This window comes from Nocardioides sp. GXQ0305, assembly GCF_050880345.1.
Taxonomy (GTDB): Bacteria; Actinomycetota; Actinomycetes; order Propionibacteriales; family Nocardioidaceae; genus Nocardioides.
Genome location: NZ_JBNYXG010000002.1, coordinates 404,083 through 429,644, shown reverse-complemented (window position 1 = coordinate 429,644; position 25,562 = coordinate 404,083). Strand labels below are relative to the sequence as shown.

Genomic DNA, 25,562 nt, shown 5'->3' with positions numbered 1-25,562 from the left:
GAGCCCGGGCGGCGGGCGGCATGATGGGGGCCATGGACGAGCCCCTGGTCCTCGGCATCGAGACCTCCTGCGACGAGACCGGCGTGGGGGTGGTGCGCGGCCACACGCTGCTGGCCGACGCGGTCGCCAGCAGCGTCGACGAGCACGCCCGGTTCGGCGGCGTGGTCCCGGAGGTCGCCAGCCGGGCCCACCTCGAGGCGATGGTGCCGACCATCGAGCGGGCCTGCGACACGGCCGGGATCCGGCTCCACGACGTCGACGCGATCGCGGTGACCAGCGGGCCCGGCCTGGCCGGTGCGCTGCTGGTCGGCGTCGCCTCCGCGAAGGCGCTCGCGCTCGGCCTCGGCAAGCCGCTGTACGGCGTCAACCACCTCGCCGCCCACGTCGCCGTCGACCAGCTCGAGCACGGCGCGCTGCCCGAGCCCTGCCTGGCGCTGCTGGTCTCCGGCGGCCACTCCAGCCTGCTCCGGGTGGGCGACGTGACCGGCGACGTCGACCCGATGGGCGCGACCATCGACGACGCGGCCGGCGAGGCCTTCGACAAGGTCGCCCGGCTGCTCGGACTGCCCTTCCCCGGCGGCCCGCACATCGACCGGGTGGCGCGCGACGGCGACACCGTCGCGATCGACTTCCCGCGCGGGCTCACCTCGCGCAGGGACCTCGAGCGGCACCGCTTCGACTTCTCCTTCTCCGGGCTCAAGACGGCCGTCGCCCGCTGGGTGGAGGCGCGGGAGCGGTCCGGTGAGCCGGTCCCGGTCGCCGACGTGGCGGCGTCCTTCCAGGAGGCGGTGTGCGACGTGCTGGTCCGCAAGGCGCTCGACGCGGCCGCCAGTGACGGCGTCGACGACCTGCTGATCGGCGGCGGCGTCGCGGCCAACTCGCGGCTCCGCGCGATGGCCGAGGAGCGCGCTGCCGGTCTCGGCATCCGGGTCCGGGTGCCGCGCCCGGGCCTGTGCACCGACAACGGCGCGATGGTCGCCGCGCTCGGCGCCGAGATGGTGGCGCGGAACCGCGCGCCGTCCGCCCTCGACCTGCCGGCCGACTCCTCGCTCCCCGTCACCGAGGTGCTCGTCTGAGCCGCCTGCGGCGTCAGCTCGCCCCGACCAGCCGCCACGGGGGTTCGAGCTCGTCGCCGGCGACGGGGCCCAGGACAGTCTCGACGGACCCGTCGACGCCCAGCCGTACGACGCTCCACTCGCCGGACTCGTGGCTGAGCGCGAGCAGGTGCTCGGCGTCCTCCCACACGGACACCCCGACGAAGCCGTCGGCCGGCTCGTGCCGGGCGACCTCGTCACCAGTCTCCCCGTCGACGATCGCGACGAAGCTGTCACCGATGCCCGACTGGTAGGCCGGTCCGGCGCTCAGGTGGTCGCCCCCCGGCGAGAACCGCGACAGGGTGACCTCGCAGGTCTCGAAGACCTCTCCGACGGCGCCGTCGTTGCTCACCACGCGGCTGCAGGACCCCGGCTCGCGCTCGGCGATCGACATCAGCATCGCCACCCGCCCGGCGGCCGACGAGGCGTCCTCGACGGCGAGCGGGTCGTCGGGCAGCTCGGTGACGTCGTCAGGGCCGGAGATCACCTTCGGCGTACGCCCGTCGTCGACGAAGACCAGGCACTGGCCGTCCTCGGCGCCGCAGATGCCGCCCCCGAACAGGCGGACGGGCTGGACCGTGCCGTGGTAGCCGAGCCCGGCCTGGTCGTCCTCGGACTCCACCACCAGCTCGCCGTCGCTGCGCACGTACGCGACCGAGGTGCCCTCCGGGTTGAGGGCCAGCCCACTGTCCGCGAGCTCCTCGGAGCTCGTGACCTCGCCACCCTCGATGCGCTCCAGCGTGGCGGTGCTCTCCTGCGGGTCGATGCTCACGCCGAGCACCTTCTCGCCCAGCACGGCGACGGTGGTGTAGCTCGCGGGCAGCTCCCGCTCGGTCCCGTCGGGCATCGTCAGCGTCGTCCCGTCCACGTACGGGATCGCCGGTGGCGGCACCTGCTCCTCGGCCTGGGTGGGGGTGTCGGCGATCTCGGGTGGGGAGTCGCCGCGGTTCGCGGGGTCGCCCAGGAGCGACACAGGGAGTGCGATCGCGACCACCGCCACCGCCGCCACGGAGGCGGCCGCGATCCGGCGGGTACGGCGGATGGCGTGAGCCCGGCCGCGGACGGACTCGAACGGCAGCGGAGCGCCCGCCAGGCCGTCCACCTGCGCCCGGAGCTGCTCGCGCAGCTGGTCGGTGAGGTCGTCGTGGTTCATCGGTGGCCCTCCTCGCGCAGCCCGAGGCTCTCGGGAGCCCGCTCCCGCAGGGCACTGAGCGCCCGGCTGGCCTGGGACTTCACGGTGCCGACGGAGATACCGAGCACCTCGGCGACCTCGGCCTCGGACAGCTCCTCGTAGTAGCGCAGCACCACCACGGCGCGAGCCCTGCGCGGGAGCGTCTGGACGAGGGCCCACAGCTCCGCACCGGTCCCGGCGTCGTGCCGGTCGTGGTGATGCACCTCGGGCAGCTCGTCGGTGCTGTGCTCGCGCCGCTTCCACGGCCGCCGCCACGACGAGTTGTGCTCGTTGACCAGGATCCGTCGCACGTAGCCGTCCAGCGACTCGCGGCTGTGCACCTTGTCCCAGGCGAGGTAGAGCTTGGCGAAGGCGACCTGCACGAGGTCCTCGGCCGTGTGCTGGTCGCCCGTGAGCAGGTACGCCGTCCGCAGCAGCCCCGGCTGCCGGGCGTGCATGTAGGAGGCGAAGTCGTGGTCGCGGGCGCTCAGCGTCCCGGCGTCGTCGTTCGCCACCGCCACCCCCGTCCCTGCGAGCACACCCATCGGTCCTTCCCCCATTCCATCGCCCCCAAGACGCAAACCGCGGGTGATGGGTTGCATTCGGCGCGCCTATGCTCGCGACATGAGCATCCCCGTGGAGATCGACCGACTCTCCGAGGCCCTGGCCGACCTCGGCTCGGGCCACCCGACCGGGTCGGGCGACGGGTGTGGGCACGACTGCGCGCCCGCCGGATGACCCCGTTCTGGGTCAGCGGGTTCGTCGACCTCGAGCCCGCGGCGTACGACGCGGGCCTGGCGTTCTGGCGCGACGTGACCGGCTGGTCGGTCTCCGGCACGCGCGGGGAGGACGACGAGTTCGTCTCGCTGGTGCCGCCGGTGGGTGACCCGCACCTGCGGCTCCAGCGGCTCGGGTCCGGGCCCTCGCGGATCCACGTCGACCTCCACGTCGACGACCCGCGGGCGGCGGCCGACCGGGCGGTGGCCCTGGGCGCCCGGGAGGTCGTTGACCTGGGCCACGTGGTGATGGCCTCGCCCGGTGGCTTCCCGTTCTGCACGGTCGCGCACCGGGCGGCGGAGCGGGCTCCGGCGACCGTCTGGCCGGAGGGCCACACCTCGCTCGTCGACCAGGTGTGCATCGACGTCCCCGACGAGCTGTACGACCGCGAGCAGGAGTTCTGGCAGGAGCTGACGGGCAGCGGGCTCGAGCCGTCGCCCCGCCACCCCGAGTTCCGCTGGCTGACGCCCGTCGACGGGCACGGCGCCCGGCTGCTGCTGCAGCGCCTCGACGACCCGCGCGGCGAGGTGCGCGGCCACCTCGACCTGTCCACGACCGACCGGGCGGCGGAGGCGGCGCGCCACGAGGCCCTGGGTGCCACCCGGGTCGCCGACTTCGACATCTGGACCCTGCTCGCCGACCCGGCCGGCCTCGCCTACTGCGTCACCGACCGGGTGCCGTCGTGACGGCCCGGCGTACGGACCCGCCGATGGCGGCGGACGAGACCACGACCTTGGTGTCCTTCCTGGACTACTACCGGGCCACCCTGCGCCGGCAGACCGAGGGGCTCGACGCCGGGCAGCTCGCCACCCGGCTGGAGCCGAGCACGCTGACCCTGGGCGGTCTGCTCAAGCACCTCGCGTTCGTCGAGGGCTACTGGTTCCGCTACGTCATGGACGGCGCCGACCGGGGGGAGCCGTGGGCCTCCGTCGACTGGCGGACCGAGCCCGACTGGGACCTCGAGTCGGCGGCCGACGACACCCCCGAGGAGCTCCGGGCCCTCCACGACACGGAGGTGGCGGAGGCCGACGCCGTGGTCCGGCGGGTGCTGGACGCCGGCGGCCTCGACACGCTCGCCGTCCGCGAGAGGCACGGCACCCGACCGAGCCTGCGCTGGATCCTGGTCCACATGGTCGAGGAGTACGCGCGGCACTGCGGCCACGCCGACCTGGTCCGGGAGTCCATCGACGGGGCGGTGGACCTGTGATCCGGCCCGCGACCGAGGCGGACTGGCCGGCGATCTGGCCGATCTTCCGCGACACGGTCGCCGCCGGCGAGACCTACGCCTACCCCGACGACCTGACCTCCGACGCGGCCCGCGAGCTGTGGTTGGAGCGACCGCCCGGGCAGACGGTCGTGCTCGAGGACGCCGGCGAGCTGCTCGGCACCGCCAAGATGGGTCCCAACCGCCCCGGCCGCGGCGACCACGTCGGCACCGCGTCGTTCATGGTCGCCGAGGCGGCCCGGGGCCGAGGGGTGGGCCGTCAGCTGGCGGCGTACGCCGTGGACTGGCACCGGCTGCAGGGCTACCGCGGCATCCAGTTCAACGCCGTCGTCGCGACCAACATCGCCGCCGTCGCGCTCTGGCGCTCGCTGGGCTTCGAGGTCGTCGGCACCGTCCCCGGCGCCTTCCGCTCCGCCACCCACGGCTTCGTCGGCCTGCACGTGATGTACCTCGACCTGGGGTGAGGTGGGTCGGCGGGGTGGGGGGTCGGTTTCCCCGGCCGGCCGGGGAAACTCGGGGTTCGTGACGGCAGCAACCGTCACGAACGCACCGACTCGCGCGCGAACCCAGGCGCAGAAGCCGCCAGCCGTCGCTCGGCGGGTCGGCTCATCCACAGGCTGTCGTTCCACGGTTTCGCGTTGCGCGCGCGTCCGGCATCGTTCGGCGGCATGGCAACGACCGAGCTGAGCGACGAGCTGGGCGCTGCCGTACTGCTGCGCAGCGAGCTCATCGCTGACGGCTTCACCGACCGGCAGATCGCATCGAGGGTGAGTGCCGGTGAGCTGCATCGAGTACGTCACGGGGCCTACGTCGACGGGTCGTTCTGGGCCGGGCTGTCGGCGGAGGACCGACATCGGCTCATGGTGCGTGCCGTGCTGCGCCGGGCTCACCCGGGCAGCGTGGCCACCCATGTCTCGGCAGCGATCGAACGCCGAGCGCCCGTCTGGGGAATCCCGCTCGACCAGGTTCACCTGACGCGGCTCGACGGGAAGACCGGACGGCGCGAGGCCGGCGTGGCCCATCATCGAGGAGCGCTGGGCCCAGGTGACGTCGAGATCGTCAATGGGATTCCGGTCAGTGCGGCACCGCGGTGCGCCGTGGAGATGACGACCATGGCGGGTGTCGAGGCGGGACTTGTGTCGGTCAACGGACTCCTGGCATCGGGCCAGCTGACCGAAGCCGAGCTCTCGGACGAGGTGGAGCGGCTGAAGTTCTGGCCGGACACCTTGACCACCACGGTGGTCCAGCGGCTCGCCGATCCGAGGATCCAGTCCGTGGCGGAGTCACGGACTCTCTTTCTCTGCTGGGCCCAGCGCCTCCCGAGGCCCGAGCCCCAGGTCGTCCTCGATGAGTGGGGTCACGTGTTCGCGTACGCCGACTTCCTGTGGCGACGGGAGGGCGTGTTCCTCGAGTTCGACGGCCGGATCAAGTACGAGAAGTTCCGCCGCGAGGGCGAGACGCTCGAGCAGTACCTGCTGCGGGAGAAGCGACGCGAAGAGTTGATCTGTCAGCTCACCGGCTGGGTGTGCATCCGCATCACGTGGGAGGACCTGGCGAATCCGCGCCGTACGGCGCAGCGGATCAGGCGCATCCTGGAGAGCCGGCGGCGGTGGGTGGGTGCCGGAGGTTAGTGCGCGGATCTTGAGGTTCGTGACGGGTGCTTCCGTCACAAAGGTCCGGTTTCCCCGGCCGGCCGGGGAAACCCACGCCCCCCCGCCCGTCCTCAGTCGTCCGCGAACCCCGGCAGGTGCTGCTCCATGATCGACCGGAACGGCGCCTCGGCCTCGAGCTGGGACAGCAGGCCGAGGCCGCCCAGCCAGGTGCGGTGGATCAGCAGGTACGACGAGGGCAGGTTCAGCTTGGTGGCGGTCGTGAACGACGGGTTGCGGGGGTTGTTGATCCGTTCGAACTGCTCGCGCATCCACGAGCGGGTGAAGCGGAACACGTCGTACTGCGCGGGCTCGATGAACGGCGCGAGGTAGTCGAGCACGGCCTCGGGGTCGACCTTCACGTTCTCCTTGATGAACCCCTCCTCGCGCAGCCCGGCGACCAGGTCGTCGGCGCCGCGCTCGGAGGCGATGCGGATGAGCCGGCCCATGGCGCGGGGCAGCCGCTGCTCGGGGAGCCGGGCGACGGCGCCGAAGTCGAGCACGCCGATCCGCCCGAGGCCGCCGTCGGCGCCGGGCAGCACCCGGAAGTTCCCGGGGTGGGGGTCGGCGTGCAGCATCCCGGTCCTGCTCGGTCCGTCGAACAGGAAGGTCACGAAGACTTGTCCGTAGTGGTCGCGCTCCTCCTGCGTGCCCTCGCTCACGACCCGGGCGAGCGAGTAGGGGCTCTCCAGCCACTCGGTGATCAGCACCTCGCCACCGACCGCGACCACCTCCGGCACGACGATGTCGGGATCGTCGCGGAACGCCTCGGCGTACGTCGCCTGCGCCTCGGCCTCGAGGTGGTAGTCGAGCTCGTCGGCCGCCCGCGCCTGCAGCTCCTCGACCAGCGGCTTGATGTCGAGGCCCGGGAACGCCGGGGCGACGCCGCGGGCCACGCGGGCGAGCTGGCGCAGGTCCGACATCAGTGCGTCGCCGGCCCCCGGGTACTGCACCTTGACCGCGACGTCACGCTCACCGCCGGTGACGGCGTCGTGCCAGCGGCCGCGATGGACCTGGCCGATCGAGGCGGCCGCCGACGGCGCACCCTCGAGGTGGACCAGCCGCTCGCGCCAGTCGTCGCCGAGCGAGCCGGCGATCTGTTCTCGCACCGTGGCGGTCGGCATCGGGGGAGCGGAGTCCTGGAGCCGGGTCAGCTGGTCGCGGTACGGCGCCGCGACCTCGTCGGGCAGCGCGGCCTCGAGCACGCTCAAGGCCTGGCCGAACTTCATCGCCCCGCCCTTGAGCTCGCCGAGGGTCCGGAACAGCTGCTCCGCGGTGCGCTGCTGCACCTCGCTCAGCACGACCTCGGCGGGCCGTCCGCCGAGGCGCTTGCCGAGGCCCATCGCCGTCCGCCCGGCGTAGCCGAGCGGCAGCGCCGCGAGCCGCGCCGTGCGCGCGGCGGCCTTGCGGGGCAGCTCGGTCATGCTGCCATTGTCACCGACGCCGGTGGGGACCGCAGCAGGACGCCCTCGGCGGCGGCGACCGGCCGCCCGGCACAATGGCGGGCATGTGGCGCCTTCTCGGTCCCGCCTCGGCCGCCCTGCTGCTCCTGCTGACGGGCTGCTCGGGCGACGCCAGCACCCCCGCGGGCGGGCACTCCCACGCGGGCGGCATCCAGGTCTCGCTGCCGGTCGGCGACGGCACCCAGGCGACCGAGGTCGGCTACCGCCTGCGCGACGTCGAGATCGACGGGCCGGCCGGGGAGACCGGCGAGGTGCGCTTCCGCATCGAGGACTTCCGCGGCCGGACCGTCACGAAGTACGTCGAGGAGCTCACCAAGGACCTCCACCTCTACGTCGTGCGCGAGGACCTCGACGTCTTCCGCCACCTGCACCCGACGATGGCCGACGACGGCACCTGGACCGCACCGGTGTCGCTGCCCGCGGCGGGCGACTACCGCGTGATCGCGGAGTTCGTCGCGCGGGACCCCGGCGGCAACGGGGACCACGTCATCCTGGGGGAGTCGGTGCCGGTGTCCGGTCCGGACGCGGAGGTGGTGGCGACCGACCCGATGCTCCAGGTCGAGGTGGTGCGCGACCCCGTCGCTGGGCCGGACGGACGGCTGGTGCTGCGGGTCCGCGACGACCGGGAGCGCCCGGTCCGGGTCGGGACCTACCTCGGCACCTACGGCCACGTGACCGGCTTCGACCGCGACGACGGCTCGATGGTCCACCTGCACCCCCTCAGCCAGCCGCGTCCGACCGACCAGGGCACCGAGCTCACCTTCCACACCGAGATCGAGGAACCGGGGGACTACCTGATGTTCCTCCAGGTGCGGGTGGACGGGTTCCTGCACGCCGTCCCCGTCCCCGTCACCGTCACCGACTCGGCCGGGGCCTGATCAGTCCTCGCCGGTGGCGGGTACGTCGATGGTCATGGTCGTCACGGGGCTCTCGAAGCGGCTGACCCTGAGCCCGACCTGGACCTCCCACTCGCCTGCCCGCGGCAGCACCACCCGAGCTTCGTAGGTGCCCGCCCCGGTCTCGACGAGCTCCACCTCGCCCAGGTCGACGTCGCCGGAGCGCACCGCGACCACGGGGGCGCGAGCGAGCGTGACCGGTTCGCCTGCGCCGTCCTGCAGCTGCACCAGCAGCGTGTTCTGCCCCTGCCGCCGCGGCGTCAGCCCCGCGAAGACCTCGATCTCCCCGACCGATCCCTCGGCGATCCCCGTCTGACCTGCGGCCACCTCGACCGGGGCGGGTCGCGGCGACTGGTTGACCAGGAAGCCGGTGACGCCGAGCAGGACCACGATCACGGACGCCTCGAGTGCGACGGTCCGGGTGAGCGTGCCTGCCGTGCGGGTGCGGTCGTCGTGGCCCGCGGCGCCGACCACCCGCGGCAGGACGACGAACCGGTTCCAGCCGCCGATCGCCGCGATCACGAGCGCCAGCCCGATCTTGACCAGCAGCAGCACGCCGTAGCGGGTGTCGACGAACGCCGACCACGAGCCCAGGATCCGCCAGCCCAGGACCGCTCCGGCCGCGGCGACCGTCACCAGCAGCCCGCCCGCCAGCAGCGAGAACCGCGCGAGCGTCTCGGCGGCCAGGCGCTCGCGGCGGGCGAGGGCACGCGCGGTCAGCGCCAGCCCGACCAGCCCGCCGAGCCAGACCGACCCCGCCAGCAGGTGGACCATGTCGGAGACCAGCAGCAGGGCTCGCGGCTCGTAGGAGCGGGTGTGGCCGACCAGGGCAGGGGAGATCGCCGCCACCCCGGCGCCGCACAGCAGCAGCCGCTGCTGGGCAGGCTCCGGGTGGGCGTCGGTGAGGGTCACCCACACCACGGCGAGCCCTGCCGTCAGCAGCAGCGCCGAGACCATCTCGTCGGCCACGAGGCTCGGGTCGAACCCGCCGAGGAGGTCGACGAGCTCGGCGCCCTCGGCGTACGCCGCCGCCACCGGCACCAGCAGCACCGCTCCCACCACCGCTGCCACGGCGGCGACCCGTGCCACCGTGCGCACCCGCCGGCGGGCCGCCTCGACGCGGAACTTCCACGGCAGGACCAGCGCGACGAACGCGGCCAGACCCGCTGCGACCAGCAGCCCGACGTACATCACCACGCCGAGCACGCCCAGGACGGCCGTCACCACGCCGGACGAGGTGGGAGCTGGCGGCGGCTCGGCCACGGAGGCACTGCGTTCGCCCACCGAGAAGGTCAACGACCCCGAGATGGGGTGGCCGTCGGTGGACAGCACGAACCACGCGACCACGTAGGTGCCGCGCTCCATCGAGTCGGTGTCCGGGAGGCCCACGACGACGTCGGAGCCGGTCGAGCTGGCCTCCGAGGCCATCTCGTTGCCGTCGGCGTCGTAGACGGTGATCTCACGCTCGGTGAGCCGGACGGGCTCGTTGAAGGTCATCGTGACCTCCGAGGGGGCCTGCTCCAGCACCGCGCCGTCGACCGGGTCGGTGCTGATCAGCTGCGCGTGGGCAGCGGCCGGTGCGGCCACGGCGAGCACCGCGCACAGCGCGACCAGGCCGGTGGCGGCGAGCCGGAGGGCCCGCCGCCGCCGTCCCGGACCGGAAGGGGTCACGCGGACTTCCGGCTCCTCGCCAGGGCCACGCCGCCCACCAGGAGGCCGAGCGCGCCGAGCACGACGCCGGTCCAGCCGAGCATGCTGGAGTCCTCGGTCGAGGCCTCCTGCGTCTCGGTCGTCGCCTCCGCGGACTCGTCGGACGCCTCCTCGGCGGAGGCCTCGTCACCGTGGTGACCCTCCTCGGAGGCCTCGGTCACCTCGAAGCTCGGCGCGGGAGACTCGAGCTCCTCGGCGCTCTGGCCCTCCTCGGGCACCTCGACCCAGCCGGTCTCGCCCTTCTCGCAGGTCTGGACCGTCGGGAACGCCAGCATCTCCCCGGCCATGTCCTCGGGGATCTGGAACGAGAGCTCCATGGTGTCGCGCTGCCCCTCGGGCAGCGGCTCGTTCGCGGTGTAGACGACCGTGCCGACGCGCTCGGTGTACTCGCCACCGTGGCCGTCGGCGACCGGCTCGTCCAGCTTCTGCATGTTGACCTGGACGTCGTAGAACGGGTTGCGGGTCGGGGTCACCGACAGGATCGGCTCCGGCACCTGGATCTCGATCTCGGTGGTCGGCGAGCCGTCGCACCCGTGCGGCACGCTCATGGTGAGCACGGTGTAGGCGCCGGCGGCGGTCTCCGACGGCGTCCCGGTGACGTGGGCACTGGCCGGGGCGGCCATCAGGGCGACGGCCGCCAGGGCCGCCAGGGGCGCGCCGGCCCGGACGAGCGGACGCGCGAGGGTGTGGCTGGACATACGGGTTCCTCCAGGGTGAGGGGTGTCTGACGGATGGCTGCGTGCCACGCGACCCCGGGTCACCGGAGGTCAGGCGTGGCGGGCCACCACCGGAGGTCCCCGGCGTGGTGCGGTCAGCAGGACGGCGGCCGTGGTGGCCGCGTCGTGCCACAGGGTCGCGGAGCGCCGGCGTACCCGGCCCACGACGTACGGCGTGGTCTGGTCGAGCACCCGGACGATCGCCACCGCCGCCCGCTCGCACAGCCGCCACACCAGGAGCGTCAGCAGGGCCACCGCGGTGTGGGCCAGCAGCATCCGGCCGGACCACGGCGACGGGGCGGCGGCGGCGGCGGTGTGGGCGGCGTGGTCGGACATCGAGACGAACGAGGTGTGGAGACCGGCCTGCGCGGCGAGGACGGCCGGCAGCAGCAGCCGCGGCGACATCACGCCCCGGAAGAGGAGTGTGCTGGCACCGAGCACGACGCCTCCGAGCAGGAGCAGTCCCGGCCAGGCGGGGACGTGGCCGCCGGCCCAGCCGTGGGCGGCGGTCGCCCCCGACATCACCAGCACGGTCGCCACCAGCGCACGCCACCCGGCGTGCCGGGCCCGTCGCAGCTCGACCCTCACGGGCGACATCATGTCAGGTGTCACGATGGGCGCGTGCACGAGTTCCGCGTCGTCGACCCGGCCTCGCCGGCCGCCCAGCGGGCGCTCGGCCACTACTTCGACGAGATCGGGGCGGCGTTCGGCTTCGAGCCCGGCTCGGCCGTGACCGACGCGGCGGCGGCGTACGTCCCGCCCCAGGGGGCGTTCGTGGTCTCCGGGACCGACGAGGAGCCGCTCGCCTGCGGGGCGGTGCAGTTCCTCGACGCCGACCGGGGCGAGATCAAGCGGATGTGGGTCGCTCCCGCGGCGCGCGGGCAGGGCGTCGCCGCGGCCCTGCTCGCCCACCTCGAGGACCTGATCCGCGCCGCCGGCCGGACCGAGTCCCTGCTGGACACCAACAGCACGCTCACGGCGGCTGTGGGCCTCTACGAGTCCCGGGGCTACCGGCGGGTGCCCGACTACAACGGCAACACCGACGCCGACGTGTGGTTCGCCAAGTCGCTCGGTGGGCCCGGCGGTGGTTGAGGAGGGCCGTCGGGCCCGTCTCGAGACCACCCGTGGCGGGTCGTCGGGTCGTGGTGGTTTCGAGACGGTTGCTGCGCAACCTCCTCAACCACCGTTCGATCTCCGGGTGCTCGACCGGGTGCCCGGCGAACTCACGCAGACCGGTGGTTGAGGAGGGCCTTCAGGCCCGTCTCGAAACCACCATGGGCAGGACAGTTGCTGTCGGCGCACGTCGCACCCCTCGCGCACACAGGTGATATCGAGGCGGGTTGCAGCGCAACCTCGCCACCGGTGATCCGCTTCAGAGCTCGTGGGGCCGGAGCGCCAGCGCGGCGGGGTCGACGGTGGCCAGGTCGACCAGCCCGTCCGGCACGTCGAGCCGCACGGCGCCTGTCGCGGGGTCGGTCGCCCGGGGCAGCGGGGCCGGGTGGGCGGCGACGTGGGACATCAGGGCAGCAGCCTCGTCGCGCCGTCCCTGCTCGACCAGCCAGCCGCACAGCCGGTGGACCGGGGGCAAGCCCGAGTTCACCAGGGAGTCGGAGCCCCAGAACTCGCGGACACCCGACACCAGCAGGTCCCACCACTCCTCGCTCGCCTCGGGGATGACGAGGAAGTGCCGCCACATGTCACCTGGCAGGACCCGCTCCAGGAACGTCTGCTCGATCGTGGCGGACCCCTCGGCGCGCACCACCGCCAGTGCCATCCGCTTCGTCTCGAAGCGGTCGCGCAGGTTCACCTCGGACGCGCGGTGCTTGGTGGCAGCGGTGACCTGGGGGTGGATCCGCCAGTGGACGACGTGGTCGGGGATGACGTCGAAGCGTCCGCGCAGGTAGGCCGCGGTCGTCGTCGGCTGGTCCTCGTAGCGCGTCGACTCCGGCCAGCGGAGGTCGGCGCGGTCCCAGAAGTCGCGTCGGAACATCTTGTCCCACGCGAACACGTCGCCGAGGATCTCGGGGTGGTCCTCGGCGGTGATCCCCAGGCGGCGCTCCCGGTGCAGTCGGCGCATCCAGCGCGGCTCGAGGTACCCGCCGTTCTCCCAGCGCACGAAGCTGGCCGTCACGAAGTCCGAGCCACTCTCGGCGAGGGTGTCGCGCAGCAACGCGTAGGCACCCGGAGGTAGCACGTCGTCGCTGTCGAAGAAGGCCAGCAGGTCCCCGCGGACGTGTCGCAGGCCCTCGTTGCGGGCTGCTCCCAGGCCGCGGTTCTCGGTGTGCACGACCCGGACCCGGCGATCGCGGGCGGCGTACTGCTCGGCGATCTCGCCGCTGCGATCCGGGGAGCCGTCGTCGACGACCACCACGTCGAGGTCGCGATGGGTCTGGTCCAGCAGGCTGTCCAGGCACGCCGGAAGGAACTTCTCGACGTTGTAGACCGGCACCACGACGCCCAGCAGTGGTGCCCGGCGTCGCAGCAACCTCATGCCGCCAACATATCTTCGGGGGCCGGGTCGTTCCCGGGCGGCATGCGCGAGGAGTGCCGGGCGCTCCTGCGGCCGAAACCGTCGTTAGAGTGGCGGAGCCAAGCAGTGAGTCTGCGCCAATCGACGAGGTCGGCACTCTCGGCGCATCGATGTCGACGGAGGTGGCTAGTGGGGCTGGCAAAGGAGCAGGCCTCCCGGGCCAGGCGCCTGGCAGGGCGCGCGTACCGGCGGCTACCGCGTCGGTCACGGCGACGACCGGTCGCGGGCCGCGCACCCGAGGTCCCGCGCGAGGTCACGCACATCGGACCCGTCATGGAGGAGGCGGTCTACCGCGCCCGACGGCAGATGCGGGTCGGCGTGGACCCGGACTACGACCTGGTGCACGACCACTTCGACGCGCTCCACTACCTGCTGCGCAACCGCGAGCTGCTGACGCGGCCGGACGTCGACCTGGTGGAGCACTTCCTCGAGCACGGCGAGGCCGACCAGCTGAGCCCGCACCCCGACTTCTCGATGCTGAACTACCTGCGCCAGCACCCGGAATGGGCGGAGTCGGGCGAGCGGAGCCCGTACCTGTGGTGGCTGAAGCACGGGAAGGACGCCGGCGAGCTCGGTGACCCCGTGCCGAGGATCGACCTGATCGCACCGGTGCTCGGCCTGACACCCGGCGAGGTCACCGAACGCGTGGTCGCCCGCCGTCGGGACCTGCAGCAACGGCTCAAGACCGGGCGGCTCGGGGAGATGGTGGCGAAGGCCTCCGAGCTCGAGCCCCTGGTCGGCGCGGCGTGGCCGGCCATCACGCGGCCGATGCTGATGCCACTCACCAGCCCCGCCGTCGTGACCGGCATGTCCGCCCTGCACCGTGCCCACGAGGCGGCCGGGTTCCGTCGGGCACGCGTCGTGCTCGTGGTCAACCAGGCCCGACGCGACCCCGACCTGGGGTTGGAGGGACACCTCACCCACGCCCTCGCCCGGCACATCGACCCGAGCGACATCGTGGTGGTGTACACCGACGCGAGCGTCGACGACCCGCCACCTCGGCATCCCGAGGGAGTGCGGGAGGTCGACCTCGCGAAGCTCGTGGCGGAGATCCCGAACGACGAGGACAACCCGGAGGACGAAGCCGCCCAGCAGGTGCTGGTCACGCTGCTGCGGACCTTCCGGGCCGACGCCCTGGTCAACATCCGGTCCCGGCTGCTGTTCCGTTCCCTGCGCACGTACGCCAACGCGCTGACCGCCTCGGAGCGGCTGTTCCTCTGCCTGAGCGGCAGCACCCAGACCGCGATGGGCACGTGGGACGGATGGGCGGGCCACTACGTGTACCGCACGTTCGAGCGACTGGCCGGTCTCCTCGTCGACAACGAGTTCTACGCGGGCCACCTCATCGAGACCTACCAGGTCCCGCCGGACGACCGCGAGCGCATCCACGTGCTGCCCACCCCGGTCGATACCGACATCGCGGTGGCGGGTGAGCCCGGTCGTGCCCCGGACCGTCGTCCGCAGGTCTTCTGGCTGGGTGGCTGGGGACGTCAGCGCCGGGCCGGGCTGGTGCTCGACCTCGCCCGCCGGATGCCCGACGTGGACTTCCGCCTGTGGGCACCCGGACCGCCCCCCGCGGACCTCGACGTGCCGCCCAACGTCGTCCGGGGAGGGGGCGCCGCCGTCTCGACGCTGCCGCTCGGGGAGGCGGACCTCTGGCTGCACACCGCCGCGTGGGACGCGGTGCCGTCCTCCCTGCTGCACGTGGCGATGACGGGCGTCCCGATCGTCGGTACCAGCGTCGGGGGTACCAGCGAGGTCCTGGGTCGCGACGACTCGTTCCCGCTCGACGAGGACGCGGCGGCCGACGCGTACGAACGCGCGATCCGGGAGGTGCTCGCCGACCCGGAGGCGGCACGACGACGGGCCGGGAGACTCCGGGAACGGATGCTGGCCGAGCGGGACGGCCGGGCCTTCGCCGACCGGGTGGCCGGGATCCTGCTGCGGCACGACGAGTCCGGGACGGAGCGCGCCGATGGCTGAGGTCGACCTGACCCTGATCGTGACGGTCCACGACGAGACGCTGGTGTGCGGACCGACCATGCGGTCCGCCGACCTGGCGGTGGCGGCCGCGCGGGATGCCGGGTACGCCGTCCAGGCCGTCGTGGCGCTGGACAAGGCCACCGACGAGACCACGGCGTACTTCCACCAGCCGGCGTTCGACCACTGGGAGCGGCGGGTGATGGGCGAGGGCGACCTCGGCCGGGTCCGCAACGCGCTGGTGCCCGAGGTGGACGGTCGCTACATCGCGTTCCTCGACGCGGACGACCTGTTCAGCGAGAACTGGCTGGTCGAGGGGATCGCCCTGCTCGACGCGGCCGGGGAGAGGGGGGAGCGGGCGATCGCCCACCCCGAGGTGAACATGATCTTCGACGGGGTCCGGGCGGTGCTGCACAACGTCGACCAGGACTCGCCGCTCTTCACGCCCTACTTCCTCTACCTCCGCAACTGCTACGACTCCCTGTGCATGGCGCCGCGCGAGGCCCACCTCGAGGTGCCCTACGTGCACCGCGACATCCCGAACGGGCTCTCCTTCCAGGACTGGCAGTTCGCCATCGAGACCATGTCGCGCGGCTGGAAGCACGTCGTGGCGCCCGACACGATCATCTTCAAGCGGAGGCGCGACTACTCGCTGATGGTCGAGAGCAAGCAGCGGCGCTCCCTGGTCCGATCCGTCCCGGAGATGCTGATCGACCGCGTCCGGGACCTGGCGCGGGGCGGTGGCGGGCGTGCCTGACCGCGCGCGGGGCGGGGCCCGCACATGGCTAGGGTGACGCACACCTGACCCACCCCCGGAGGAGGAAGATCGCACCCATGAAGAAGGTCCTGATCACCGGCGGCGCCGGGTTCATCGGACGGCACCTGGCGACGCATCTCACCGACCACGACCTGGCGGTGACCGTGCTCGACAACGAGTCGCTCGGGGACCGCCGTCACCTCGACCTCGACCGGGTGCGCTTCGTGGCGGGCGACCTGCGCAGCGCCGACGACCTCCGGGAGGCGCTCCACGGCCAGGACGCCGTGGTGCACCTCGCCGCCGACACCCGGGTGATGGACAGCATCGTCGACCCGACCCACAACTTCGACAACAACGTCGTCGGCACCTTCAACCTGCTCAACGCGTGTCGCGAGCTGGGCGTCGGTCGGGTGGTGGCCGCCTCGACCGGCGGAGCGATCCTCGGCGAGGTGGAGCCGCCCGTGCACGAGGAGATGGCACCGATGCCGACCTCCCCGTACGGCGCCTCCAAGCTGATGCTCGAGGGGTACCTGAGCGCCTACGCCAGCTCCTACGACCTCAGCAGCTGCGCGCTGCGGTTCTCCAACATCTACGGCCCGCGTTCCTTCCACAAGGGCTCGGTCGTCGCCCACTTCTTCAAGCAGGTGCTGTCCGGTGAGCGGCCCACGGTCTACGGCGACGGCTCGCAGACCCGCGACTACCTCTACGTGGGGGACCTGGTCGAGGCGATCCGGGTCGCCATGCTGAGCGACGTCACCGGCCCCTACCAGCTCGGCAGCGGCCACGGCACGACGCTCAACGACCTGCTCGCGAGCATGCGCACCGTCACCGGGCTCCCGATCGAGGTCGACTACGTCGACTTCCGGGCCGGCGAGGTGCGTGACACGTGGTGCCAGGTCGACAAGGCGCGGGCCGGCTTCGGCTACGACCCGAGCACCCCGCTCGAGGAGGGGCTGCGGCTCACTTGGGACTGGTTCCGCGCCCAGCCCGCCGCGGGGACTCCATGAGGCGCGGGGTCCGGTCCAGGTTCGGCCCGCGTGCCGCGGACCGGCCGACCGGACCCGCGCCCACCAGCAGGCCGCGTCCCGACCCGGTGGACCCGGAGCTCGCCGAGCGGGCGAAGGGCGCGACCCTGGTCCTCCACATCGGCCTCCACAAGACCGCCTCGTCGTACGTGCAGGGGGTGCTGGCCGCGCGGCGCGACGACCTGGCGCGCGAGGGCCTGCTCTATCCCGTGACCGGCATCGTCGACAAGGGCTCGAGCGGCACCCGCGAGGGTGCCGGGTCGGGCCAGGCACTCTTCTCCCGCCGCGGGGGCCAGCGTGCCCTCCGGGCCCGGCTCCTCGAGGAGCTGGGCGAGGGCACCTCGACCGTCCTGGTCTCCTCCGAGGAGTTCACCCGCGTGCACGACACCCCGAAGCCGGAGCGGTTCCTCGCCCGGTTCCGTGACTTCGGCACGGTCAAGGTGGCCCTCGTGCTGCGGCGGCAGGACGACTGGATCGAGAGCTACTACAAGCAGGTCGTCGACCAGTACGTCGGGTTCGAGACCCGCACCTTCGACGACTACCTCCGGCAGACCGCGTTCCCGATGCTCGACTTCCACACCCGGTTCACGCCCTGGCGCGACCTGGTCGGCCCCGAGAACTTCCACGCCCTCTCCTACGACGACCTGCCCGACGGGACGGCCATCTGCCGCGGCCTCCTCGAGGTCGCCGGTGTGCGCGGCCCCGTCCTCGACGGCCTCGGGTCCGTCTCGGTGCCGCGCTACGACAGCGTGCGGTCCATCGACACCCTGGGGCTGCGGATCCTCAACTCCTACCGCCTGGAGGACCGCGACACCCGCACCCGGGTCGCGCGATCGATCTACGACGTCGCGCCGAGGGGCGACATCGAGCTGATGTCGTCGGAGGCCAGGGAGGAGATCCAGGCCATGTGTCGTCCGATCAACGAACGGATCGAGGCCGAGTGGTTCGACGCGCCGGTCCCCGGGTTCCGGTTCGGCTCGGCTCCACGGCCGTCGACGACCAGCCCGCCATCCGGTCCGGAGACGATCGGCTACGTGGACCAGGTGATCACGCTGTGCGAGGACGCCCGGCGGTCCCTGCAGCCCGAGCGCTCACCAGCAAGGGGGGGAGCATGAACGACGCCATCGTCGCCGTCACCACGCTGAAGGCCGACCCGGACCAGGTCGAGCGCTTCGTGGCGCGCAACCTCGCCGGCGGGGTCGACCACCTGATGGTGTTCCTCGACGGCCAGAACCCACCCGTGCGGCAGCTGCTCGAGGAGCACCCGCACGTCTCCGTGGTCCGGACCGGACCCAAGTACTGGAACGGCGCCCGGCCGCCGCGCGTGTCCGACCGGCTCCGGATCAACATGAACCTCGCCAACACCGTCCTGGCCACAGTGCCTCCCGTGCGGTGGCTGGTGACCATCGACTCCGACGAGGCCGTCTCCGTCGACCGGGACGCCCTCGCCGCCCACGAGTCGCGGGCGGTGCGGCTGTCCGTCCTGGAGGCCGTGAGCCGGAGGACCTGGCCCGACGACGAGCCGACCCTGTTCAAGACCCGGGCCTCCCCGGGCGAGCTGGCGGCGCTCGCGTCTCTGGGCGTCATCTCCGAGCCCGACCTCGCCTACTACTTCCGCGGCCACCAGGAGGGGAAGCCCGCGATCCGCCCCGACCTGCGGATCCGGATGAAGGTGCACTCAGCCCAGGACGAGACCGGCAAGGGCCTCGCCCACTACGCCCCCGACCTCTACGTGCTCCACTACGAGTCGCACAGCCTCGACGACTTCGTCCGCCGGTGGAGGGACTACGCACCCGAGACCGCCCACCTCCGGACGCACCGCGACGAGCGAAAGAACGTCGGGATCGCGCTGCACGCGCTCTACCACCACCAGGCCCTGAGCGACCGCCGGCGTCAGGAGCTCATCGAGCAGCTCTTCGACCGTCGTGTGCGCGACGACGAGGACATGCTCCAGACGCTGGGGCTGCTGCGTCCGCCGCCCTCCCGCGGCTACCGGCCGCGCCCGCTCCCGACGGCCGACGTCCACCAGATCGAGCGGCTGCTCGAGGCGCTGATGCCGGCGGACAAGCACGTCTTCAACGACGGAGGCACCCCCGAGCAAGCGGCCGCGGAGCTCGAGGCGGCCGCGGGGCGGATGGCCACGTCCGGCGCCGACCCGGCCGTCCAGAACGTCCGACGTACGCTCGAGCGGTTCCGCCGCCGGGACGACGCTCAGCAGGTGGCGCGCCCGTGAGCCTCAGCGCGGGGAGGGCCGCTCTCCCGGGGAGGCGCTCCGAGTAGGGTCTCCGCCGTGATGGTCTCCGACGAAGCACGCGTCGTCTTCGTGCACGTCCAGAAGACCGGTGGCTCCACGATCGACGCCTACCTGCGCGCGGCGCTGCCCGACGGGCGTGGCGTCAGGACCGGCGGAGCCGGACGCCACGCCCGGCTCCGCCGGATCCTCAAGAACAACCCCGGCCTGGCCCACTACTGGATCTTCGGCTTCGTCCGGAACCCCTGGCCCGTCTGCTGTCGTGGCACTCGATGATCATCCGCCTCAGGGACGCTGCCCTCGAGGGGGACGAGGAGGCCGCCCGCCGGATCGACCGGAACACCCTGTGGCAGACCGTCATCCGCGACCACCCGCACTTCGAGACCTTCGTCCTGCGGGGGCTCGACGAGATCCCCACCGTCGGGTGGCCCCAGGTCTCGTACCTGCAGAGCAAGGGCCGGATCGCGGACTTCATCGGCCGTCAGGAGACCTTCGAGGCGGACATGCGTGCCGTGATCGCCCGGATCGGGCTCGAGGACCCCGCCGACGTGGGTCGCGTCAACGCCGCCCCGGACCACCTCGACTACCGCAGCGTCTACACGCCGGCCATGCGCGACAAGGTCACCCGTGTGTCCGAGCGGGACCTGCGGGCGTTCTCCTACGACTTCTCGTAGCCGTAGATCTCCATGTCCTCGGCGTAGAGCTCCTCCACCCTCCGGACGAGGTCTGGGCGGTCCTCGTAGACAGGTCCGCCACGCCGCTTCTTCGACCGGTTCCGCACCTGGAGCGGGACGTGCGGGAGACCGGCCTCCTCGCGGATCTGCTCCAGGTCCTGGTCGAAGCTCTCGAGTCGACCGACGCGGTCGTAGGTGATCAGGGGGTGCCAGAGGTTGAGGTGCTGCGGCCGCCAGTGGGGGTTCATCTCGGTGACCGGGTCCTGCTGCTCGACCGCGTCGAGGAACTGCTCGAAGGTCAACGGCTTGCCGTCGTCCGACGACAGCCCGAGGACAGCCCGGATCTCGTCCCGCCACCGTCCCTCGGGAACGACCTTGTCCCAGTACGCCGACTCGAACCGGCGCACCGGGTTGCGCACGAAGGTGAACCGGTAGGCGGAGCCGGAGAGCATCCGCGACACCTTCCCCCACCCCACGTCGCGGGCGTAGGGCAGCCGGTGCTCCACGTGGACGTTGGCGAACTCGTGCTCGTAGTCGCGGGTGTGCATCCGGTCCAGCCAGACCAGGAGCGTCGAACAGGCGGCCTTCGGGTTCTTGACGTAGACGATGTTGAACTCGGGCAGCGGCCGGATGGCGATGCCGAGGTTGCGGTTCGGGGAGAGCTGCCGCAACGCCTTCCGGTTCACCCGGCCCGGCTTCGGCATCAACCGACCCCGGTGGGGGTGCCGCTCTCGTGGGCGGTGGCCTGGGCGGCCGCCGAGTCGGCGCTCCACACCGAGACGCACGGGATCTTGCTCTGGTCGCACCGGTCGGCGTACTTCTTGGTGATCTCGGTGACCTCCTCCATCAGCCCGTCGCTGAGCGTGATGGGGTTCAGGCCGAGGTGGAGGAACCGGTCGTTGGCGACGTGGAGCTCGTTCTCGTCCGCCTCGTTGCGCGGGTTGGGGAGGTTGGCCACCTCGACGCCGGTGCGGTCGGAGATCATCTTCGCCAGCTCGCGGACCCGGTGGGTCTCGGTCATCTGGTTGAAGATCGCGACCCGGTCACCCTGCTCTGGCGGGTTCTCCAGCGCCAGCTGGATGCACTTGACGGTGTCCTGGATGTGGATGAACGCGCGGGTCTGGCCGCCCGTGCCGTGGACGGTCAGCGGGTAGTCGACGGCCGCCTGCATCAGGAACCGGTTGAGCACCGTGCCGTAGTCGCCGTCGTAGTCGAAGCGGTTGATCAGCCGCTCGTCGCGCTTGGTCTCCGCCGTCTGGGTGCCCCAGACGATCCCCTGGTGGAGGTCGGTGACCCGGACGTGGTCGTTCTTGTTGTAGTAGGCGAAGAGCAGCTGGTCCTGGGTCTTCGTCATGTGGTAGATGCTGCCCGGGTTGGCGGGGTAGAGGATCTCCTGGTCGACCAGGCCCTCGTCGGTCGGCACCTTGACCTGCAGGTACCCCTCCGGGATCTTCATGCCGGCCGTGCCGTAGCCGTAGACCCCCATCGTCCCGAGGTGGGCGACGTGGATGTCGAGCCCGCTCTCGACCACCGCGGCCAGCACGTTGTTGGTCGCGTTCAGGTTGTTGCTGACGGTGTAGCGCTTGTGCCGGCTGCTCTTCATGGAGTACGGCGCCGCGCGCTGCTCGGCGAAGTGCACCAGGGCGTCGGGACGCCAGTCCTCGAGCAGGTCGAGGAGCCGCTGGTAGTTGATGGCCACGTCGATGTCGTGGAAGGCGATGTCCTGGCCGGACACCTCCTTCCAGGCGCGCAGCCGCTCGCCCATGGGGCGGATCGGCGTGAGGGACTCGCACTCGAGCTCGATGTCGATCTTGCGGCGCGACAGGTTGTCGACGATGGCGACCTCGTGCCCCTGCGCGGACAGGTGGAGTGCCGTGGGCCAGCCGCAGAAGCCGTCGCCGCCCAGAATGAGTACCCGCATTGTCTTCCCTTCGTGGTGCGTGCCGGCCGCGTCGAGCGGCTGGCCTCGGGTGATCGTGCCAGTGGAGGTGTCGGTCGTGGGAATCGAGGGCGCCGGAGCCGGTTCCCCGGGGGGCGGCGCCGTGCTGCTGCGCTGCATCCGGCCGGTCGTCGGGTCGAGGTGGATCCCGCACTCCTTGGCCGTGTCGAGCTCCCACCACCACCGGCCGGCACGGGGGTCCTCGCCCGGCGAGGTGGCCCGGGTGCAGGGGGCGCAGCCGATGCTGGTGTAGCCCCGGTCGTGCAGCTTGTTGTAGGGCACCCGGTGGTCGCGGATGTAGTCCCAGACCTGCTCGGTCGTCCACTCGAGCATGGGGTTGAACTTCTCCAGCCCGTACCCGTCGTCCCAGCTCTGGACGTCGAGGTCACGACGGGTGGCCGACTGCTCGCGGCGCAGCCCCGTCAGCCAGGCGCGGTAGCCGGCGAGGGTACGGCGCAGCGGGTTGATCTTGCGGATCCCGCAGCACTCGTGCCGCCGTTCGATGGCGTCGTAGAAGCCGTTCTGGCCGTGCTGGGAGGTCCACGCGGCGATCTCGTCCGGGTCGGGGCTCACCATCCTGATCACCGACCCGTAGCGGCGGTGGACGCTGTGGGCGAGGGCGTGGGTGTCCTCGGGCAGCCGGCCGGTGTCGATGCTGAAGATGTCGATCGCCAGCCCGTGCTCGGCGATCAGGTCGGTCATCACCATGCTCTCGGGCCCGAACGCGTTGGCGAGGACCGCGGGGGAGTGGTCGTCGGCGATGGTCCGGAGGAGGTCCAGCGTCGAGGACAGCGCGTCGTCGTAGCGCATCCGTACGACTCCCTCTGGTGGCGGCTCCCCCCTGATGGCCGCGATGCTAACACTGCGTCGTCCCTGCTCAGACGGGGTGCCGGTCCCCTGCGCGTCGCCTGCGGGTACGTACTTGTGCCGATGGCGGAGGCCACGGCCGCTGTCGCACGCTGAGGGGTCGGCCGTCGCCCGGAACGGTCCGGCCTGGGAGGGGTCATGACGGTACGGACGTTCCTGGCGGCGGCGGCGACCATGGCCGCGGTGGCGGCGGGCTCGGGGACCACGGGCGGCGGGCCGGCGGCGGCGTCCGTCCCGTCCGCGGCGGACCGGCCGGTGCCGGAGGTGCTGGCGGGCGACACCTGGCTCCGGCACCTGCGCGAGGACCTGCTGCCGTACTGGGAGATGCCGGTCGCGCTGGGGGATCCGCTCGGCAACTTCCCGACCTGGCGCGACCCCCAGGGGGAGCTCGACCCCGAGCGCGGCACCTGGCGGGGTGTCTCGACCCTCGCCCGGGGTGTCTACGGCTACAGCGTGGCCTTCCACCTGACGGGCGAGGAGAAGTACCTCGAGTACGCCCGGGCCGGGCTGCAGTGGATCGAGGAGAACGCGTACGACGAGACCTACGAGGGGTGGTACCGCGACCTGACCGACACGGGGGCGCCCCGCGCGCCACGCGCCGACAAGCCGATCTTCGACCTGGCCTCGCTCGGCCTGGCCTACGGGATGTACTTCAACGTCACCCGCGACCCCTGGGCGGAGCGCGGCCTGCTGGGCGTCCGCGACCTGATCTTCGACACGTACGCCGCGCCCGACTCCGACGCGCTGGTCGACGCCATGAGCTTCGACATGAGCACCCAGATGATCGGGAACAACGGCTTCGACATCACCAACCTGCTCGTCCCGGCCACCGCCCTGCTGCTGCCCAACGCCGACCTCCTCACCGATCAGGCGCGGCGGGTGCAGTTCCGGGACGACCTGCGGACCGTGACCGACGTCCTCCTCGACCTGCACCGCAACACCGCGACCCCCGAGACGTGGTGGTTCTGGGGCCGGTCCGCCCCTGACCGGCAGGTGCACGAGGCGAACCAGACCGACTTCGGCATCACCATCAAGACCCACGAGATGATCCACAACGCCAACCAGGTGTTCCCGGACCGGCCCTGGAGCGACCTGGCCGCCGACCGGGACGCGATGCTCGAGCGGGCCTGGGACGCTCCCGCTGCCCGGTGGCACGCCGACCTGAACAGCTTCACGCCCGGCGACAACGAGCTCGACAGCCCGTGGTGGATGCACAACGAGGCCGACCAGACGCTGGCGGCGCTGGACCTCCGGGAGGACTTCGCGCGGAGCGACTGGCTGGAGACCAGCGCCCAGGGCTGGTTCGACGCCTTCGTCGACCCGGCGTACCCCTACGAGGTCTGGCAGCGGCCGACGCGGGACCCGGCCCTGGCCAACCTGGAGAAGTCCGGGCGCGGGAAGAACATGTACCACGCGTTCGAGCACACCCTCGTGATGTACCTCCACGGGCGGGCGATGGAGGGCCGGCCGGCCGAGCTCCACTACGCGCTGCCCGGGGCGACCGCGCTGACCGCCGAGGCGGAGCCCTACTGGTTCGACGCCACCACCGAGCACCGCGTCGTCGGTGCGCCGGTGGACCTGCTGCCCGGTCACCGCCACGTGACCGTCGAGCTGTCGGGGCTCGACGAGGTGCCCGACCCGCTCTACCCGCCACCGGACGACGTCCTGGCACCCGTGACGCAGGCGACGGTCGAACCGGCCGCCAACGACGCCGGGTGGCACCGCGCCCCGGTGTCGCTGGACCTGACCGCGACCGACGCCGGGGTCGGCGTGCGCGAGCTGCGCGTGCAGGTGCGCGACCTCACCGGCGCCGCAGCCCCGGAGGCCTCGATCACGCCGGGTGACACGCTCTCGCTGCCGTTCTCCGCGCAGGGCGACTACGAGGTGACGTACGCCGCCGTGGACCGCCTGGGCAACACCGAGGAGGCCCGGACGATCGGGGTGCGGCTGGACCGCACCGCACCGACCGTCGACGGCATGCCGAACCAGCCGTGCCGCCTCGGACCGCCCAGGGAGCTGGTGACCGTCGCCGACCTGCGGTCGAGCTCCGACGACCTCTCGGGGGTCGCCGACGTGGACGTCGTGGTCACGGCCGACGAGGCGACCCGACCCTGGGACATCGTGGTCGACGACGGGTTGGTGAAGCTCCGGGCGGTGCGGGACCGCGCGGGCGACGGACGGGTGTACACGATCACGGCCACCGTGACCGACGCGGCCGGCAACGCGACCACGGAGACCGCCACCTGCACCGTGCCGCGGGACCCGAAGCCCTGAGCCGGGCCGGCGGCGTCAGTCGACCTGGGGGACGGGCGCGAACCGGCGTACCTCGTGCGGCCATCCGCACGCCTCCGCGATCCTGCCCGCCCACATCGTCGCCGCCTCGTCGTCGGGAACGTCGACGACGGCGAAGCCGCCCAGCCACTCCTTGGTCTCGGAGTACGGCCCGTCGGTGACCAGCACCTCGTCCCCGGTGGGGTCGACGCTGTGGACCGGCCACTCCTGCTCCAGCCCGCCGGCGAAGACGTAGACGCCCGCCGCCTTCATCTCCTCGACGGCCGCCATCGCGAGCGGGGCGCGCGAGCGGAACCACTCCTCGGTGTGGTCACCCACCCACTGCTGGTTGAAGTAGAGGAGGTACTCGGCCATGGCTGCTCCTTCGGCTCGGGCGGACCCGATGTCCACCCTCACCCATGCCACGAACCGCGACCCGCCGACACGACAGGGTCAGGCGGGGAACTTCACGCCCGTGTTGGCGTGGCAACGGTAGCCGAACGGGTTCTTGGCCAGGTACTGCTGATGGTTCTCGACGCAGTAATTGGGATCAGTACGTCATTCCGT

The 25,562-nt window shown here is 72.2% G+C and carries 25 protein-coding genes; 15 read left to right on the top strand and 10 right to left on the bottom strand.

The annotated features are described in order from the left end of the window. Positions 1-32: 32 nt before the first annotated feature. The gene (tsaD, locus tag ACQ1X7_RS06875; protein ID WP_432477426.1) at positions 33-1,076 is read left to right on the top strand and encodes a tRNA (adenosine(37)-N6)-threonylcarbamoyltransferase complex transferase subunit TsaD; all 1,044 of its coding nucleotides are present in this window, start codon (positions 33-35) and stop codon (positions 1,074-1,076) included. 13 nt (positions 1,077-1,089) lie between these two features. On the opposite strand, the gene ACQ1X7_RS06870 is transcribed toward tsaD, so the two are convergent. Together ACQ1X7_RS06870 and ACQ1X7_RS06865 are read right to left on the bottom strand one after the other, a co-directional pair. Next, the gene (locus tag ACQ1X7_RS06870) at positions 1,090-2,247 is read right to left on the bottom strand and encodes a hypothetical protein (RefSeq protein ID WP_432477425.1); all 1,158 of its coding nucleotides are present in this window, start codon (positions 2,245-2,247) and stop codon (positions 1,090-1,092) included. Beyond that, positions 2,244-2,810, bottom strand: a complete 567-nt coding sequence (locus tag ACQ1X7_RS06865) for a SigE family RNA polymerase sigma factor (RefSeq protein ID WP_432477424.1) — start codon at positions 2,808-2,810, stop codon at positions 2,244-2,246. Before ACQ1X7_RS06865 ends, ACQ1X7_RS06870 begins: the two co-directional genes overlap by 4 nt. A 189-nt stretch (positions 2,811-2,999) precedes the next feature. On the opposite strand from ACQ1X7_RS06865, the gene ACQ1X7_RS06860 reads away from it, so the two are divergent. The 4 genes from ACQ1X7_RS06860 to ACQ1X7_RS06845 all read left to right on the top strand — a co-directional run bounded on the left by ACQ1X7_RS06860 (position 3,000) and on the right by ACQ1X7_RS06845 (position 5,898). Next, positions 3,000-3,728: a VOC family protein gene (locus ACQ1X7_RS06860; RefSeq protein ID WP_432477423.1), complete on the top strand. Its 729-nt coding sequence runs from the start codon at positions 3,000-3,002 to the stop codon at positions 3,726-3,728. A 23-nt stretch (positions 3,729-3,751) separates the two neighbouring features. Then, on the top strand, positions 3,752-4,249 hold the full coding sequence (locus ACQ1X7_RS06855; RefSeq protein ID WP_432477422.1) for a DinB family protein: 498 nt from the start codon (positions 3,752-3,754) through the stop codon (positions 4,247-4,249). Further along, a complete protein-coding gene (locus ACQ1X7_RS06850) occupies positions 4,246-4,731 on the top strand; it encodes a GNAT family N-acetyltransferase (protein ID WP_432477421.1) in 486 nt (161 codons plus the stop codon). The genes ACQ1X7_RS06855 and ACQ1X7_RS06850 overlap by 4 nt, the downstream gene beginning before the upstream one ends. A gap of 204 nt (positions 4,732-4,935) precedes the next feature. Then, positions 4,936-5,898 carry a hypothetical protein gene (locus ACQ1X7_RS06845; protein WP_432477420.1) on the top strand — a complete coding sequence of 321 codons (963 nt, stop codon included), beginning with the start codon at positions 4,936-4,938 and terminating at the stop codon, positions 5,896-5,898. A 92-nt stretch (positions 5,899-5,990) separates the two neighbouring features. Here ACQ1X7_RS06845 and ACQ1X7_RS06840 read toward each other — a convergent pair whose 3' ends face one another. After that, the gene (locus ACQ1X7_RS06840) at positions 5,991-7,340 is read right to left on the bottom strand and encodes an ABC1 kinase family protein (RefSeq protein ID WP_432477419.1); all 1,350 of its coding nucleotides are present in this window, start codon (positions 7,338-7,340) and stop codon (positions 5,991-5,993) included. 83 nt (positions 7,341-7,423) lie between these two features. On the opposite strand from ACQ1X7_RS06840, the gene ACQ1X7_RS06835 reads away from it, so the two are divergent. Continuing rightward, on the top strand, positions 7,424-8,257 hold the full coding sequence (locus ACQ1X7_RS06835) for a hypothetical protein (protein WP_432477418.1): 834 nt from the start codon (positions 7,424-7,426) through the stop codon (positions 8,255-8,257). Here the strand turns inward: ACQ1X7_RS06835 and ACQ1X7_RS06830 are convergent, their stop codons facing one another. From ACQ1X7_RS06830 to ACQ1X7_RS06820, 3 genes are all read right to left on the bottom strand, one after another. Next, entirely contained in the window at positions 8,258-9,946 is a 1,689-nt protein-coding gene (locus ACQ1X7_RS06830; protein WP_432477417.1) for a copper resistance protein CopC, read from the bottom strand. Beyond that, positions 9,943-10,683, bottom strand: a complete 741-nt coding sequence (locus ACQ1X7_RS06825) for a YcnI family copper-binding membrane protein (protein ID WP_432477416.1) — start codon at positions 10,681-10,683, stop codon at positions 9,943-9,945. The genes ACQ1X7_RS06830 and ACQ1X7_RS06825 overlap by 4 nt, the downstream gene beginning before the upstream one ends. Positions 10,684-10,752: 69 nt before the next feature. Further along, positions 10,753-11,289: a hypothetical protein gene (locus ACQ1X7_RS06820; RefSeq protein WP_432477415.1), complete on the bottom strand. Its 537-nt coding sequence runs from the start codon at positions 11,287-11,289 to the stop codon at positions 10,753-10,755. 33 nt (positions 11,290-11,322) lie between these two features. Between ACQ1X7_RS06820 and ACQ1X7_RS06815 the strand changes: the two genes are divergently transcribed. Then, complete coding sequence (locus ACQ1X7_RS06815; protein ID WP_432477414.1) at positions 11,323-11,793, top strand: GNAT family N-acetyltransferase; 471 nt, start codon at positions 11,323-11,325, stop codon at positions 11,791-11,793. A gap of 280 nt (positions 11,794-12,073) precedes the next feature. Here the strand turns inward: ACQ1X7_RS06815 and ACQ1X7_RS06810 are convergent, their stop codons facing one another. Beyond that, complete coding sequence (locus ACQ1X7_RS06810) at positions 12,074-13,192, bottom strand: glycosyltransferase family 2 protein (RefSeq protein ID WP_432477413.1); 1,119 nt, start codon at positions 13,190-13,192, stop codon at positions 12,074-12,076. Between the two features lie 312 nt (positions 13,193-13,504). Between ACQ1X7_RS06810 and ACQ1X7_RS06805 the strand changes: the two genes are divergently transcribed. From ACQ1X7_RS06805 to ACQ1X7_RS06775, 7 genes are all read left to right on the top strand, one after another. Further along, on the top strand, positions 13,505-15,214 hold the full coding sequence (locus ACQ1X7_RS06805; RefSeq protein WP_432477412.1) for a hypothetical protein: 1,710 nt from the start codon (positions 13,505-13,507) through the stop codon (positions 15,212-15,214). Further along, positions 15,207-15,968, top strand: a complete 762-nt coding sequence (locus ACQ1X7_RS06800) for a glycosyltransferase family A protein (protein WP_432477411.1) — start codon at positions 15,207-15,209, stop codon at positions 15,966-15,968. Before ACQ1X7_RS06805 ends, ACQ1X7_RS06800 begins: the two co-directional genes overlap by 8 nt. A gap of 77 nt (positions 15,969-16,045) precedes the next feature. Beyond that, on the top strand, positions 16,046-16,975 hold the full coding sequence (locus ACQ1X7_RS06795) for an NAD-dependent epimerase/dehydratase family protein (protein WP_432477410.1): 930 nt from the start codon (positions 16,046-16,048) through the stop codon (positions 16,973-16,975). After that, the gene (locus tag ACQ1X7_RS06790) at positions 16,972-18,108 is read left to right on the top strand and encodes a hypothetical protein (RefSeq protein ID WP_432477409.1); all 1,137 of its coding nucleotides are present in this window, start codon (positions 16,972-16,974) and stop codon (positions 18,106-18,108) included. The genes ACQ1X7_RS06795 and ACQ1X7_RS06790 overlap by 4 nt, the downstream gene beginning before the upstream one ends. Next, entirely contained in the window at positions 18,105-19,226 is a 1,122-nt protein-coding gene (locus tag ACQ1X7_RS06785) for a glycosyltransferase family 2 protein (RefSeq protein ID WP_432477408.1), read from the top strand. Before ACQ1X7_RS06790 ends, ACQ1X7_RS06785 begins: the two co-directional genes overlap by 4 nt. Positions 19,227-19,283: 57 nt before the next feature. Beyond that, entirely contained in the window at positions 19,284-19,520 is a 237-nt protein-coding gene (locus tag ACQ1X7_RS06780; RefSeq protein WP_432477407.1) for a hypothetical protein, read from the top strand. Beyond that, on the top strand, positions 19,517-19,918 hold the full coding sequence (locus tag ACQ1X7_RS06775; protein ID WP_432477406.1) for a hypothetical protein: 402 nt from the start codon (positions 19,517-19,519) through the stop codon (positions 19,916-19,918). Before ACQ1X7_RS06780 ends, ACQ1X7_RS06775 begins: the two co-directional genes overlap by 4 nt. On the opposite strand, the gene ACQ1X7_RS06770 is transcribed toward ACQ1X7_RS06775, so the two are convergent. Beyond that, positions 19,903-20,622 carry a sulfotransferase family protein gene (locus tag ACQ1X7_RS06770; RefSeq protein WP_432477405.1) on the bottom strand — a complete coding sequence of 240 codons (720 nt, stop codon included), beginning with the start codon at positions 20,620-20,622 and terminating at the stop codon, positions 19,903-19,905. The two genes, ACQ1X7_RS06775 and ACQ1X7_RS06770, sit on opposite strands and share 16 nt — an antisense overlap. Continuing rightward, the gene (locus ACQ1X7_RS06765) at positions 20,622-22,667 is read right to left on the bottom strand and encodes a phosphoadenylyl-sulfate reductase (protein ID WP_432477404.1); all 2,046 of its coding nucleotides are present in this window, start codon (positions 22,665-22,667) and stop codon (positions 20,622-20,624) included. The genes ACQ1X7_RS06770 and ACQ1X7_RS06765 overlap by 1 nt, the downstream gene beginning before the upstream one ends. 195 nt (positions 22,668-22,862) lie before the next feature. Here ACQ1X7_RS06765 and ACQ1X7_RS06760 point away from each other — a divergent pair, with 195 nt between their 5' ends. Next, positions 22,863-24,998 (top strand): AGE family epimerase/isomerase, encoded by a 2,136-nt coding sequence (locus tag ACQ1X7_RS06760; protein ID WP_432477403.1) that lies wholly within the window; start codon positions 22,863-22,865, stop codon positions 24,996-24,998. A gap of 15 nt (positions 24,999-25,013) precedes the next feature. Here the strand turns inward: ACQ1X7_RS06760 and ACQ1X7_RS06755 are convergent, their stop codons facing one another. Beyond that, on the bottom strand, positions 25,014-25,370 hold the full coding sequence (locus tag ACQ1X7_RS06755) for a YciI family protein (RefSeq protein WP_432477402.1): 357 nt from the start codon (positions 25,368-25,370) through the stop codon (positions 25,014-25,016). Positions 25,371-25,562 lie beyond the last annotated feature (192 nt).

What these genes read in the sequence shown, in the direction of transcription:
- tsaD (WP_432477426.1), top strand. Translation starts at nt 33, where the DNA reads ATGGACGAGCCCCTGGTCCTCGGCATCGAGACCTCCTGCGACGAGACC.
- ACQ1X7_RS06870 (WP_432477425.1), bottom strand. Translation starts at nt 2,247, where the DNA reads ATGAACCACGACGACCTCACCGACCAGCTGCGCGAGCAGCTCCGGGCG.
- ACQ1X7_RS06865 (WP_432477424.1), bottom strand. Translation starts at nt 2,810, where the DNA reads ATGGGTGTGCTCGCAGGGACGGGGGTGGCGGTGGCGAACGACGACGCC.
- ACQ1X7_RS06860 (WP_432477423.1), top strand. Translation starts at nt 3,000, where the DNA reads ATGACCCCGTTCTGGGTCAGCGGGTTCGTCGACCTCGAGCCCGCGGCG.
- ACQ1X7_RS06855 (WP_432477422.1), top strand. Translation starts at nt 3,752, where the DNA reads ATGGCGGCGGACGAGACCACGACCTTGGTGTCCTTCCTGGACTACTAC.
- ACQ1X7_RS06845 (WP_432477420.1), top strand. Translation starts at nt 4,936, where the DNA reads ATGGCAACGACCGAGCTGAGCGACGAGCTGGGCGCTGCCGTACTGCTG.
- ACQ1X7_RS06840 (WP_432477419.1), bottom strand. Translation starts at nt 7,340, where the DNA reads ATGACCGAGCTGCCCCGCAAGGCCGCCGCGCGCACGGCGCGGCTCGCG.
- ACQ1X7_RS06835 (WP_432477418.1), top strand. Translation starts at nt 7,424, where the DNA reads ATGTGGCGCCTTCTCGGTCCCGCCTCGGCCGCCCTGCTGCTCCTGCTG.
- ACQ1X7_RS06825 (WP_432477416.1), bottom strand. Translation starts at nt 10,683, where the DNA reads ATGTCCAGCCACACCCTCGCGCGTCCGCTCGTCCGGGCCGGCGCGCCC.
- ACQ1X7_RS06810 (WP_432477413.1), bottom strand. Translation starts at nt 13,192, where the DNA reads ATGAGGTTGCTGCGACGCCGGGCACCACTGCTGGGCGTCGTGGTGCCG.
- ACQ1X7_RS06805 (WP_432477412.1), top strand. Translation starts at nt 13,505, where the DNA reads ATGGAGGAGGCGGTCTACCGCGCCCGACGGCAGATGCGGGTCGGCGTG.
- ACQ1X7_RS06800 (WP_432477411.1), top strand. Translation starts at nt 15,207, where the DNA reads ATGGCTGAGGTCGACCTGACCCTGATCGTGACGGTCCACGACGAGACG.
- ACQ1X7_RS06795 (WP_432477410.1), top strand. Translation starts at nt 16,046, where the DNA reads ATGAAGAAGGTCCTGATCACCGGCGGCGCCGGGTTCATCGGACGGCAC.
- ACQ1X7_RS06790 (WP_432477409.1), top strand. Translation starts at nt 16,972, where the DNA reads ATGAGGCGCGGGGTCCGGTCCAGGTTCGGCCCGCGTGCCGCGGACCGG.
- ACQ1X7_RS06785 (WP_432477408.1), top strand. Translation starts at nt 18,105, where the DNA reads ATGAACGACGCCATCGTCGCCGTCACCACGCTGAAGGCCGACCCGGAC.
- ACQ1X7_RS06775 (WP_432477406.1), top strand. Translation starts at nt 19,517, where the DNA reads ATGATCATCCGCCTCAGGGACGCTGCCCTCGAGGGGGACGAGGAGGCC.
- ACQ1X7_RS06770 (WP_432477405.1), bottom strand. Translation starts at nt 20,622, where the DNA reads ATGCCGAAGCCGGGCCGGGTGAACCGGAAGGCGTTGCGGCAGCTCTCC.
- ACQ1X7_RS06765 (WP_432477404.1), bottom strand. Translation starts at nt 22,667, where the DNA reads ATGCGCTACGACGACGCGCTGTCCTCGACGCTGGACCTCCTCCGGACC.
- ACQ1X7_RS06760 (WP_432477403.1), top strand. Translation starts at nt 22,863, where the DNA reads ATGACGGTACGGACGTTCCTGGCGGCGGCGGCGACCATGGCCGCGGTG.
- ACQ1X7_RS06755 (WP_432477402.1), bottom strand. Translation starts at nt 25,370, where the DNA reads ATGGCCGAGTACCTCCTCTACTTCAACCAGCAGTGGGTGGGTGACCAC.